The organism is uncultured Granulicatella sp., assembly GCF_963516875.1.
In the GTDB taxonomy this organism is placed as follows: domain Bacteria; phylum Bacillota; class Bacilli; order Lactobacillales; family Aerococcaceae; genus Granulicatella.
Genome location: NZ_CAUQCL010000004.1, coordinates 76755 through 89699 on the forward strand (window position 1 = coordinate 76755; position 12945 = coordinate 89699).

Below are 12945 nucleotides of genomic sequence, written 5' to 3' on the forward strand. Positions count from 1 at the left end.
AACTGGAACTGGGATGGGTAAAAAATCTAATAATGAGCTTAAATTGAACAAATTTCCCAGTAAACAACAAATGAAAAACCTGTATTTTGAACACTTTTGAATAGAATGAACAGTAGAAAAAGAAGAGTTAGAGTAGGAACTAATATTTAAATATCCCTCAATTTATCCCCAAGATATTTGGGAATAAGTTTGGGGATAATACTTCTATATAACTATGGAGAAATAAAACATGATTAGAAATATAAAAATAGAAGATGCAGAAGCAATACAAAGAATATGTAATATTTCTTTAGGATATTCAGTATCTGTCGAGACAGTTATGAGACAAATACAAAAACTATCAAAGGATGTAAATCATCATTATGTTTATGTATATGAAGATGAAAAGTTACAAAAAGTAGTTGGATTTGTGCATGCTGAAGTATATGAAAGTCTTTATTCCTATACCGGTTTGAACATTTTGGGGTTAGCTGTTTTACCAGAGTTCCAAGGCAAAGGAATTGGCAAAGAATTGATGAATCATTTAGAACTAAAAGCTAAAGATAATTCTGTTTCATTTGTAAGACTAAACTCAGCAGTATATCGTGTTGAAGCACATAAATTTTATGAGAATATTGGATATGTATGCGATAAAACTCAAAAGAGGTTTATTAAGAGGTTGGATTAGATAATTTTATAAATAAAAGCGCACGGCTTTAAGAGTAGAATCTTTTAGTTGTGTGCTTTTTGCATTTGGGTTAAATAGTTAGAAAAATAATGCTATAATAACTTCGGAAAATCAGAGACAACTAATAAATTAATGCACACCACAATTAAGGAGTTAAAAGTGATGAATCATTTCGTTATCTACCACACTGAAGATGGAAACTCAAAGATTAATCTTACCCTAGAAAATGGAACGATATGGTTAACTCAACTTCAGATTTCGGAATTATTTCAAACAACTAAGCAAACCATCAGTAAATATATCAAAAATATTTTAGAAGATGGAGAACTAGATGAAAAAGTGGTTGTCAACTATCAGTATACAGCCACAAATCAAGGTGAGATAGAAGATGGACTTCCAAAGAGAAAAGTAGCATCCTACAACCTTGATATGATTTTAGCGATAGGATACCATGTGCAATCCCCACGGGGAATACAGTTTAGAAAGTATGCTTCTACTGTTTTAAAAGAATATTTTATTAAAGGTTTTGTTATGGACGATGAACGTTTTAAAAATTTAGGAGAAGATCATTATTTTAAAGAACTTTTAGAACGGATTCATGACATTCGTTTCAGTGAGAAAGTATTTTATCGTCAACTGTTAGATTTGTTTGCAATATCCGTTGATTATAATAAGGATAGTGGTGAAGCCAAACGATTTTTTACTACAGTTCGAAATAAATTACATTTTTCTATTCATTATCAAACACCAACTGAATTGGGTGATAATGAGGAAGTAAAACTTGTTAAAGGAGAACTTCCAACATATTCTGAATCTAAAAGATATTTTACAGAGGAAGAATTGAGTAGCTTTAATCAATTAGTTTCAGAATGTTTAGATTTTGCAGAAAAACGAGCAAAACAAGAATGTACGATGACGATGAAAGATTGGAACTATCATATTGAGCAATTACTAAGTAAAATAGATGATGATATAGCGATTAGAGAAAAACTTTTTAGTAAATCAACAGAAATAAAAGGTGAAACAGAACAGACAAATGATGCTGAAAATACTTTAAACCAAGTTGAAAATCACTGTTTAAGTGAATTAAAGAAGATAGAAAATATAGTAAAAAATAGAAAATAATGTTCAAAAACTCCTGCTGAAAATTTAGTCAGCAGGAGTTTTCATTCATACTCTCTCAACAACCTCACAAATCCTGTTAAAACAATAATCCCTAATAATGAGATTCCCTTTGGCAGTTTTCAAAGGTGGGAGGGAGTGATTCTTTCTAATAACTCTAACACAAGCAGCCGTTGCTTGTTCCTTTAACTTCAATAGTTCTTCTTGGCTAAATGCTCCTGACACTTCTGCCATCCAAAAGTATAATTCCCCACATTTGACTGAATAAGGAAAAGGTTTAAGAGGATCTGATTGAGCACAATAACATTTAATTAAATGCCACCATTGCGTAGGTTTTGCTTCAAGATAATTCACTTCAATACCATGCGCTTTGGCATAAGCAATATATCCCTCACGTTCTTGTTGATAGCCTGACTTGATTAAAGATTCTGTTATCGGACAAGGAGTATCCTTTTTATCATAGAAAAAATTTTGTACTTGTTGATTGTTCATGATATTTCTCCCTTAAAACTTTTATTGGCTAATTATCCAATCCTAACATTACGTTCATAAGTAATATCATTTTCCTTACAAAACTCTTCGAATTTTCTAGAGTCAAAATGTTGCTCAAATTCTTTTTTCAATAGTTTTTTAGTGTCTCGATTCAATGGAATATTGAGATGATGCAAGAGGTTAGTAAAGTTTGCAGGATTTAATAAGTAAGTAACTTCATAATCGTCCCCATCAAAAATATCGACATCATAATCTTCATATCCGATGATTGCTGACCCATCTGGATTAAGTGTGAATAAAAATGCGCTGTTTGTCATCAATCATTCCTCCCTTATAAGTTAATTATATCAATACTAAAAGACACTTATCAATCAAATTTCTACGTCAAAAACGGAATAAACCTGCCTTTTCAAAATAGTTAGATATGAGACCCGTAGGAGCTGCTATCGTCCCTTGCCACAATTTCAAAGAAAAGTCTAGTTTATGACGCCTTTAGTGTACGCCTCTCATAACCTATGCTATAATCAAGCAAAAAGTATTGGATTAAATTAGGAGAAATTATGTTGAAATTATTAAAAATTGATCGATTACTATTGGAAACGACAAAACTTCCCATGGTAAAAATTGATAGAGAATTATTTTTAAGAAAAGAATTAAGGGATCGATATCGTCCAGAAGTAGTTGAATTAGCGATTCAATATAATCCGGCATATGCAGGAATTCCAGTAGAAGATATTAATCAAATTGCAAAAAGTTGTATTAAAGGAGAGGCTACTCAAGTAAGTACGATTTCTGCAGCAGCGGGACTTCCAGGCGGTTTTGCGATTCTGGGATCACTTCCAGCAGATTTAGCGCAATATTTTGCTCATATTTTGCGAGTGTTGCAAAAGTTAATTTATTTATATGGCTGGAGTGAACTGAATTTTGATGCCAAAGAAATGAATGAAGAAACAAAAAATTTACTCATTTTATTCATCGGAATCATGTTTGGGGTTAATAGTGCAGTAAACACGGTTCATGCTTTGTCAGCACAAATTGCGAAACAAGTTGCAAAAAAATTACCTCAACATGCATTTACAAAAGGATTCGTTTATCCAATCGTTAAAAAAATTGCATCCATTCTTGGAGTTCAAATGTCTAAAAAAATTTTTGCCAATGGAGTGTCCAAAGTTGTTCCAGTTGTTGGCGCAGTAACTTCGGGTGCATTGACGTATATTACATTTAATGCCATGGCAGAAAAATTAAGAAAACATTTAGCAAAAGATGATTTAGCAAACATTGAAATTTATAAAGAAAAATCTGATCATCTAGTAATCGATGCTGAAATTATAGAATAATAATTGAAAATCGTATCCCTCTATCGAATGGTGGAGGGATTTTTTTTTTGATATAGAGCATGAAGCAAATATATTGCAATGATAGCGTTTAAATGATATGATGGAATACCTGTTGTTATGAGGATTTAATAGATTTTTTCGATTAGATTTTTTGTTTTAAAAAATTATGTAAATTTCTATTGAACCCCCTAACAAAGGTCTTAAAAAATTGTATCATTCCACTAAAGAAATTTGTAGCCAAACAGTCAAATAAAAGTGGTTATGAACGTTTTCAAAATTCAAAATGATAACTGTTTTTTCGGAATAAATCCTAAAAATGTTAGAAAATAGTATAAAATAATGATTGATTTTTAAAATTTTCTTGACAAGCAAAAAAAGATATGTTAAATACTTGACGGTTATTTTTTGAAGGATTTTTGAAACGCCATTTTTCAAATTTTCTTTGGAAGAGAAAACTAGAAGGGAAGAATTATAAATGACACAATTTGATACACCAGAATACTTAGCAAAAGTGGATGCGTGGTGGCGCGCAGCTAACTATATTTCAGTAGCACAAATGTACTTGAAAGATAATCCACTATTACGTCGTCCTGTACAAAAAGAAGACGTTAAATTACATCCAATCGGACACTGGGGAACAATCGCAGGACAAAACTTTATTTACGCACACTTAAACCGTGCTATTAACAAATATGACTTAGATATGTTCTACATTGAAGGTCCTGGACACGGTGGACAAGTAATGGTATCTAACTCTTACTTAGACGGTTCTTATACTGAATTATATCCAAATATTACGCAAGATGAAGCTGGCTTCAAACAATTGTGTAAAATTTTCTCATTCCCAGGAGGAATTGCATCACATGCTGCTCCTGAAACTCCTGGTTCTATTCACGAAGGTGGAGAATTAGGTTACTCATTATCTCATGCAACAGGTGCTATCTTAGATAACCCTAACGTAATTGCTGCTGCAGTTATCGGAGACGGAGAAGCAGAAACAGGCCCATTAGCAGCTGGTTGGTTCTCAAACACATTCATCAACCCTGTAAATGATGGTGCTGTACTTCCAATTCTTTACTTAAACGGTGGTAAAATCCACAACCCAACAATTTTAGCTCGTCGTACTGATGAAGAATTAACTCAATTCTTTAACGGTTTAGGATGGGATCCAATTTTCGTTGAAGGAACTGATCCTGAAAAAGTTCACCCATTAATGGCTGAAAAATTAGACGAAGCAATTGAAAAAATTCAAGCAATTCAAAAAGAAGCTCGTGCTAAAAATGCTGAAGAAGCAACAATGCCTCATTGGCCAGTATTAGTAGTACGTACACCAAAAGGATGGACTGGTCCAAAAGAATGGAACAGCGAACCAATCGAAGGTGGATTCCGTGCTCACCAGGTTCCAATTCCAGTATCAGGTGAATCAATGGAACACATCGATCATTTATTAGACTGGTTGAAATCATACCGTCCAGAAGAATTATTCGATGAAAACGGAAAATTAGTAGAAGAAATTGCTGCTATTTCACCAAAAGGTGACCGTCGTATGAGCATGAACCCAATCACTAATGCTGGGGTTGTAAAACCAATGGAAATTACTGATTGGACGAAACATGCAGTTGATACTTCAACTCCAGGTGCTATCCAAAAACAAGATATGATTGAATTTGGTAAATTTGCAGCTGACTTAGTAAAAGCTAACCCTGAAAACTTCCGTATTTTCGGACCAGATGAAACTAAATCTAACCGTCTAAACGAAGTATTTAAAGCAACAAACCGTCAATGGGTTGGTCGTCGTGATGAAAGCTATGATGAATGGATTTCACCAGTTGGTCGTGTTATCGATTCACAATTATCAGAACACCAAGCAGAAGGATTCTTAGAAGGTTATGTATTAACAGGTCGTCACGGATTCTTCGCTTCATACGAATCATTCTTACGTGTAGTAGACTCAATGATTACTCAACACTTCAAATGGTTACGTAAATCTAAAACTCACGCTCCATGGCGTAAAAACTATCCATCATTAAACTTGATTGCAACATCAACAGTGTTCCAACAAGACCACAATGGATATACTCACCAAGATCCAGGTTTATTAACTCACTTAGCTGAGAAAAAACCAGAATTCGTACGTGAATATTTACCAGCAGATACAAACAGCTTGATGGCAGTTATGGCTGAAGCTTTAAGTTCAGAAGATAAAATTAACTTAATCGTTTCATCTAAACACCCACGTCCTCAATTCTACTCAGTAGAAGAAGCTAAAGAATTAGTAAGCGAAGGATACAAAGTAATTGACTGGGCTTCAACTGTTAAAGATGGCGAAGAGCCAGATGTAGTGATTGCTGCTGCAGGTACTGAACCAAACTTAGAAGCATTAGCAGGTATTTCAATCTTGCATAAACAATTCCCAGAATTGAAAATCCGCTTCATCAACGTTGTAGATATCTTAAAATTACGTTCTCCAAAAGTTGACCCTCGTGGTTTATCTGATGAAGAATTCGATAAATTATTTACAGCTGACAAACCAGTAGTATTCTGCTTCCACGGATATGAAGGTATGATTCGTGATTTATTCTTCGATCGTAACAACCACAATGTTCATATCCACGGTTACCGTGAAAACGGAGATATTACAACTCCATTCGATATGCGTGTTCTTTCTGAAATGGACCGCTTCCACGTTGCAAAAGATGCTGCAGTTGCTGTATATGGTGACAAAGCTAGCGAATTTGCTGCGAAAATGGATGAAACAGTGGAATTCCACCACAGCTATATCCGTGAACACGGTGAAGATATTCCAGAAGTAGTAAGCTGGAAATGGGAAAACGTTAATAAATAATAACGATTTTGATTGAATAGGGCAGTCGTCTGACGATAGATTTCTATCTGAGGGCGAGCCCTATTTTTTGTACAAAATGAATCGAGCTTTGAATTTAATCGTTTAAAACAGAAAATATATTTATCGTATATTGACAAATAAAGGTAGGTTTGCTAAGATATTCACACAAGTAAAGGGGAGTGAAAATGATGAGTAAAATGAAGTTTTTATTAGGTGCGATGGCGTTATCAACTTTTGTAGCAGCAAACAATGTGCAAGCCGCTGAAAATGAAGGAATAATTCCAAAATGTACAGTTCAAGAGAATGCTCTTGTTAAAGGGGATGCACATGTACCTGTATCGAAGTGTGGACAACCATTTAGATATAGTACGCCTGAATGGAAAGTTGAAAAAGACGGCAGCAAAGTATTATATCGTGATGGAAAACGTGCGTTAAAATGGCAGGCGGTAGACAATACTTGGGTATTTATTGGGGATAACTTCAAACCTGTAAAAGGATGGCAAGTATTGCCAGTTGTCCAACAAGGGATGATTAATGCTGTTGAAGGCGATGATATTCATACATCTGTGCCAGATAAAGGTTATTTCTACTTTAATGAACAAGGTTATTTACAAGAAGAATGGGTATTCGATGATGGATATTGGTACTACATTCCAGAACGTGGTGTTGTTTCAAAAGGTTGGGTAGAAGTAAAAGATAAATGGTATTATTTCGATACATCTGGAAGAATGCAAACAGGTTGGAGAATGTTGAATGGAGTTTGGTATTACTTAAATGAATCTGGTGCAATGGAAACTGGCTGGGGTCAAGTAGATGGAAAATGGTATTACTTCAACACTTCAGGTAGCATGCAAACAGGTTGGGTGCAATGGAATGATGCTTGGTATTATTTTGCACCATCAGGCGAAATGAAGACAGGCTGGGTTGAGTCATCTGGTAAATGGTATTTCTTAAAAGACAGTGGTAAAATGGCTGTTTCAGAAAAAACATCAGATGGTTATCAAGTAGATGCCACTGGAGCTTGGGTTCACTAGGAAAGCAGTTGACAGTTTCAAGGATTGTCAGTATACTGATAACAAATTAAATCGAGAGCAATGATCAAGCGCAGTAGAGACTAGCATCGGAGCAAAAAGAGAATTGTCGGTAGGTGTAAGACAATCCAACCTAGAATCGAAGTACACTTGAGAGCAAACTGTGACAAACAGCGTCTATCCGCGATAAGGATTTGAGAGGTAGTTTTTAACTACAATATGGGTGGTAACACGGCAAAGTCGTCCCTAATAGCTTTTGGGCTATTAGGGACTTTTTTATTTGCTAGAAAACTGTGTAAGAAAATTGCAACAATATAAGGAGGATTTGTATGAATATTATTGATGATTTAATGTGGCGTGGTGCCATTAATCAAATGACAGATGAAGAAGGTTTGCGTCAATTAACGCAAGAAAAGGCAGTCTCACTATACTGTGGTGTGGATCCAACAGGAGATAGTATGCATATTGGACATTTAATTCCATTTATGATTTTACGTCGTTTCCAATTAGCAGGGCACCGTCCAGTCATTGTGATTGGAGGAGCGACAGGTTCCATTGGAGATCCAAGTGGTCGTACAAGTGAACGTGTTCTGCAAACAAAAGAACAAGTACAACATAATGTAGAAAAATTAACAGCTCAAATGAAACGTTTATTCTTAACAAGTCAAGAAGACCAAGAAGCAGTTCGTTTAGTGAATAACTATGATTGGACAAAAGATTTATCATTATTAGACTTCTTACGTGATTATGGGAAACATTTTAACTTAAATACAATGTTAGCAAAAGATGTTGTTGCAAGTCGTTTAGAAGTTGGGATTTCATTTACAGAGTTTTCTTACCAAATTTTACAATCCATCGACTTTTTACAATTGTTCCGTAAAGAAGATGTTCAAGTGCAAATTGGTGGAGCTGATCAATGGGGAAATATTACAGCTGGTTTAGAATTAATTCGTAAAGTGGAAGGAGCAGAAGCTCGTGCTTATGGATTAACAATTCCATTGATGCTGAAATCTGATGGTACTAAATTCGGAAAAACAGCTGGTGGTGCAGTATGGTTAGATCCAGAAAAAACAACTCCATATGAATTCTACCAATTCTGGTTAAACCAAGATGACCGTGATGTGATTAAATATATTAAATACTTTACATTCTTAGAAAAAGAAGAAATTGAGGCGTTAGAAGTTTCTGTACAAGAAGAACCCCATAAACGTCAAGCACAAAAACGCTTAGCAGAAGAAGTAACACGTTTTGTTCACGGTGAAGCAGCATTACAAGATGCGTTGAAAATTACAAATGCTTTATTTACTGGAGATGTTCAACAATTAAATGCGGATGAAATTGAACAAGGCTTCAAAAATATGCCAACATTTGAAAGTGAAAAAGTAGAACAAAACTTAGCAACTTGGTTAGTAGATTTAGGAATTGAGCCAAGCCGTCGTCAATCTCGTGAGGACATTCAAAATGGAGCAATTTCAATTAATGGAGAAAAAATTACAGATTTAGAACATATATGGACTCCAGAACAATCCTTTGAAGGACGTTTTGTACTAGTTCGTCGTGGTAAGAAAAAATATTTCTTAGTAAAATTAAAATAGGTTTATATCTCCGTAGCATGAAAAATGTGACAAATCATAGTGGTAGAAATGTAATTATATCAACTTTAAAACGAAATATTACAGTTTTGTTACAATGTAAATACAATTCTGCGAATTTTAACATAAGCCTTTAGTCGTATGTTATGATGATACCAGTCAAGATTATAAGCACTTTCAATAAGTGCCGCTTATATATAGTAACAAAAGTTTGGAGGGAATCATTTGAATAAAAGGTTATTAACATTCGTAGTAACAGGAACAGCGTTAGCATTAGGGACATTAGCACCTTCAGTAAACGCTCAAGATATTGATTCACAAATTAACACAGCAAATTCTCAAATTCAAAATTTAAACAATCAAAAACAAGCAGTGGCAAGTCAAGTAGACCAATTATCTCAAGATTTATCAAATGTACAATCAAGAATTAATTCGGTACAAGCAGAACAAGAAACTGCTAAAGCTAACTTAGAAGTATTGAAAGCAGAAATTTCAAAACTTGAAACATTAATTGCAGAACGTAATGAACGATTAAAAGATCAAGCTCGTGCGGTACAAGTAAATGGAGCTCGTTCATATGTTGATTTCTTACTAAATGCTGATTCAATTACAGATGTAGTGAATCGTATTGGAGTAATTGTTGACTTAGTTGGTGCAAACCGTCAATTAATGCAAGAACAAGCTCGTGATAAAGAGCAAGTTGAAACAAAAGAAGAAGCTCAAAAAGCTAACTTAGTACAACAAGAAGCAAATGAAGCGCAGTTACAAAACTTACAAACTGAGTTAAGTGCAACATTTAATAGACATAAAGCTACTTTAGCAAATCTTTCAAATGAAGAATTAGAAGCAATTGCAGCTCGTGATGGCTTAGTTCAAGAAAAAGAAAGATTAGCAGCAGAAAAAGCTCGTGCAGATGCTGAAAAAGCAGCAGCACAAAAAGCAGCAGAAGCAGCTAAGGAAGCAATGTTAAAAGCAACAGAAGAAGCAGTTGCACAAGCAGCAGCAACACCTGGTGCGGCAACAGCAGCAACTCCTGTAACAGCCGCTGCTAAGAGCGAAGCAGCTGTAGCTAAATCATCAAACATTGTTGTTGGCGGATCATTTGCATCTCCAGACCCATCATTTGTAGCAGCTTTAAATGGTGGATATTTCGGACAATGTACTTATTATATGTATAATCGTTTTGCTCAATTAGGTTCTCCAATTAGAACTACAGGACTAGGAAATGCAGCTGAATGGCCAGCAAACGCTGCAGCAGCAGGTTATGGAGTTTCTTCAACTCCTCGTGCAGGTACAGCAATTGTATTCCAACGTGGTGTAGGTGGAGCAGACCCTGTATATGGTCACGTTGGATTCGTTGAACGTGTAAATGCTGACGGTTCATTATTCATCTCTGAAATGAACGTACAAGGATTAAACGTAATTTCAACTCGTACAATTCCAGCAGGCGTTGCAGCTCAAGCAACATATATTAACTTTGGATTATAATATGAATGAAGAATGGATTCCGTTAAGGAATTCATTCTTTTTTTGTAAAAAATGTTGATTTTTTTATAAAAAAAAGTTAAGATAAATTTATCGCTTTATTTAGTAAGTATTTGCTAAATAATCGACTCTCTAGACTAACGTTAACTTTCGCCGTGATTGACACCGAAGGCTAGCGTTTTTTTTTTATCGTTTTTTTATGGAAAATGAGTTACAATAGGTAAAGTAATTAAGGAAAGTGAAAGAAAGTGAAACGATGGATACAGCTTTATTAAAAGAAAAAATTCAAAAGAAAAGTAAGGAATTAGGTATCGATAAAATCGGATTTGCTTCTGCTGCACCCTTTGATCATTTAGCTCAAGGAATGCAAGAATCTAAAGAATTAGGACATACAACAGGATTTGAACATCCAATTTTAGAAGAGCGAATTTACCCAGAGAAGATTTTTGATTCTCCTAAGACGATTATTTCAATTGCCCTTGCATATCCTACTTTACCAAGTCAGAAACCTGAACGTGTAAAAGGGGAGCGACGTGGAGCTTTTGCGAGAGCTTCTTGGGGAGAAGACTACCATTTTATTTTATCTAGAAGAATGGAAGCTTTAATTGAGTATATTAAAAGTGAAGTGAATCAAGAAGATGTTGCGTTTAAACCAATGGTGGATACAGGAGAATTAATCGATGTTCGTGTTGCTGAACGAGCTGGAATAGGCTTTGTTGGGAAAAATGGTTTATTAGTGACAAAGGAATTTGGGTCCTATGTTTATTTAGGCGAATTAATTACGAATATTGAATTTCCAGTGGATGCTCCCGTTGATTATGGCTGTGGAGATTGTACACGCTGTGTAGATTTTTGTCCGACCAATGCTTTATTAGGAAATGGGAAAATGAATGCCCAACGTTGTTTGTCGTATCAAACACAAACGAAAGGTTTTATGCCGAAGGAATATCGTAAAAAAATGGGGCATGTTATTTATGGTTGCGATATTTGCCAGCAAGTTTGTCCGTATAACAAAGGAAAAGATTTTCATTTACATCCTGAAATGGAACCGTCTGTGGAAGAAACACATCCATTGTTAAAACCATTAGTGACGATTTCGAATAAGGAGTTCAAAGAACGGTTTGGAAAGATGGCTGGTTCATGGCGAGGGAAGAAGCCGCTACAGAGAAATGCCATTATTGCACTAGCAAATTACCGTGATAAAACTGCTGTTCCTCTATTATTGAAAGTGATGAAGGAAGATATGCGACCTGTCATGAAAGGAACGGCAGCTTGGGCTGTGAGTGAGATTATTTCTGAATCGAGTGAAGAAATGATTCATTATTTTACAGAAATGTTAGAAAAAGCTCGAAAAGTTGAAGCAACAACGAAAGAAGAAGCAGACTTAGTTGTTGAATTAGAAGAAGCGATTCAAACATTGCACGAAAAATTACCAAAAAATCCTGAGGAGGGATCTTATGACGATTAATCATATTGTATTATTTGAACCACAAATTCCAGCGAATACGGGAAATATTGCGCGTACTTGTGCAGCAACGAATTCACCGCTACATTTAGTGGGGCAATTAGGGTTTTCAACAGATGATAAGCATTTAAAACGTGCAGGTCTAGATTATTGGAATGATGTGGATATTACGTATCATGATTCGCTAGAAGCATTTATGGAATATTTAGGCAATCGTCCCATTTATTTAATTACAAAATTTGCTAATCATACTTATGATGAAGTAGATTTGGCAAAGGATGAAGAGCAATTTTTCATTTTTGGAAAAGAAACAACAGGATTACCAGAAGAATTTATGCGTGAACATGAAGAAAGCTGTTTAAGATTACCGATGAATGACACTCATGTTCGTTCCTTAAACTTATCGAATACAGCAGCAATTGTTGTTTATGAAGCATTAAGACAGCAGCAGTTTAAAGGCTTAGAATTAGTTCATACCTATGAACATGATAAATTAAAATAAGGAGACAGGTAGATGAAGAACATTCCTTTGTATTTATGGAATACGATTATTTATGCATTATGTACTCTTTCATTCTCATTATTAGCAGTAGTGGATAATAAATGGTATGCATTAGTTGCTGCTTTATTTGGAATTTCTAGTGCTTTTAATGCGTATCGATATGTTAAAGATAAACAGAAAAAAAGGAAATGAATGAGAGAGGTTTGAGGATGAAAAATTTAACATACGCAATTATAACGGGAGTTATTGCAGTTGTACTGTTTGCTTTAACGATTCTATATAGGAAGTCGCTTGTTGTTTTAGGAATTGTTTTTTTAGGACGTAGTATAGAATACGCTTATAAATATTATCAGTATCGAAAAAAACAAATAAATGATTAAATGAATAGAGATAAACGGAGATAATCG

13 protein-coding genes and 1 other annotated feature are annotated in these 12945 nt (G+C 34.8%); of the genes, 11 read left to right on the top strand and 2 right to left on the bottom strand.

Annotation, left to right across the window (positions count from 1 at the left end; all coding sequences use genetic code 11):
* Positions 1 to 229: 229 nt before the first annotated feature.
* Together RWM24_RS02835 and rhuM are read left to right on the top strand one after the other, a co-directional pair.
* Positions 230 to 667, top strand: coding sequence for a GNAT family N-acetyltransferase (locus tag RWM24_RS02835; RefSeq protein ID WP_314111325.1), 438 nt, complete (start codon positions 230 to 232; stop codon positions 665 to 667).
* A gap of 159 nt (positions 668 to 826) precedes the next feature.
* Positions 827 to 1792: a RhuM family protein gene (rhuM, locus tag RWM24_RS02840; protein WP_314111328.1), complete on the top strand. Its 966-nt coding sequence runs from the start codon at positions 827 to 829 to the stop codon at positions 1790 to 1792.
* A 45-nt stretch (positions 1793 to 1837) separates the two neighbouring features.
* Here rhuM and RWM24_RS02845 read toward each other — a convergent pair whose 3' ends face one another.
* Both RWM24_RS02845 and RWM24_RS02850 read right to left on the bottom strand, forming a co-directional pair.
* On the bottom strand, positions 1838 to 2281 hold the full coding sequence (locus RWM24_RS02845) for a hypothetical protein (protein ID WP_314111330.1): 444 nt from the start codon (positions 2279 to 2281) through the stop codon (positions 1838 to 1840).
* A 32-nt stretch (positions 2282 to 2313) separates the two neighbouring features.
* On the bottom strand, positions 2314 to 2598 hold the full coding sequence (locus RWM24_RS02850) for a hypothetical protein (protein WP_314111332.1): 285 nt from the start codon (positions 2596 to 2598) through the stop codon (positions 2314 to 2316).
* A 243-nt stretch (positions 2599 to 2841) separates the two neighbouring features.
* Between RWM24_RS02850 and RWM24_RS02855 the strand changes: the two genes are divergently transcribed.
* From RWM24_RS02855 to RWM24_RS02895, 9 genes are all read left to right on the top strand, one after another.
* A complete protein-coding gene (locus RWM24_RS02855) occupies positions 2842 to 3618 on the top strand; it encodes a hypothetical protein (RefSeq protein ID WP_314111335.1) in 777 nt (258 codons plus the stop codon).
* A gap of 475 nt (positions 3619 to 4093) precedes the next feature.
* On the top strand, positions 4094 to 6463 hold the full coding sequence (locus RWM24_RS02860) for a phosphoketolase family protein (protein ID WP_314111338.1): 2370 nt from the start codon (positions 4094 to 4096) through the stop codon (positions 6461 to 6463).
* 188 nt (positions 6464 to 6651) lie between these two features.
* Positions 6652 to 7497: a hypothetical protein gene (locus RWM24_RS02865; RefSeq protein ID WP_314111339.1), complete on the top strand. Its 846-nt coding sequence runs from the start codon at positions 6652 to 6654 to the stop codon at positions 7495 to 7497.
* Positions 7498 to 7548: 51 nt separating this feature from the next.
* Positions 7549 to 7745, top strand: a binding site (T-box leader).
* Positions 7746 to 7823: 78 nt separating this feature from the next.
* A complete protein-coding gene (tyrS, locus tag RWM24_RS02870; protein WP_314111342.1) occupies positions 7824 to 9089 on the top strand; it encodes a tyrosine--tRNA ligase in 1266 nt (421 codons plus the stop codon).
* Positions 9090 to 9311: 222 nt separating this feature from the next.
* Positions 9312 to 10574, top strand: coding sequence for a CHAP domain-containing protein (locus tag RWM24_RS02875; protein ID WP_314111345.1), 1263 nt, complete (start codon positions 9312 to 9314; stop codon positions 10572 to 10574).
* Positions 10575 to 10827: 253 nt separating this feature from the next.
* Complete coding sequence (gene queG / locus RWM24_RS02880) at positions 10828 to 12039, top strand: tRNA epoxyqueuosine(34) reductase QueG (RefSeq protein WP_314111514.1); 1212 nt, start codon at positions 10828 to 10830, stop codon at positions 12037 to 12039.
* Positions 12029 to 12538 (top strand): tRNA (uridine(34)/cytosine(34)/5-carboxymethylaminomethyluridine(34)-2'-O)-methyltransferase TrmL, encoded by a 510-nt coding sequence (gene trmL, locus RWM24_RS02885; protein ID WP_006703219.1) that lies wholly within the window; start codon positions 12029 to 12031, stop codon positions 12536 to 12538. Before queG ends, trmL begins: the two co-directional genes overlap by 11 nt.
* 12 nt (positions 12539 to 12550) lie before the next feature.
* Positions 12551 to 12730 carry a hypothetical protein gene (locus RWM24_RS02890; protein WP_314111347.1) on the top strand — a complete coding sequence of 60 codons (180 nt, stop codon included), beginning with the start codon at positions 12551 to 12553 and terminating at the stop codon, positions 12728 to 12730.
* 17 nt (positions 12731 to 12747) lie between these two features.
* Positions 12748 to 12918, top strand: a complete 171-nt coding sequence (locus tag RWM24_RS02895; protein ID WP_314111349.1) for a hypothetical protein — start codon at positions 12748 to 12750, stop codon at positions 12916 to 12918.
* Positions 12919 to 12945: the final 27 nt, after the last annotated feature.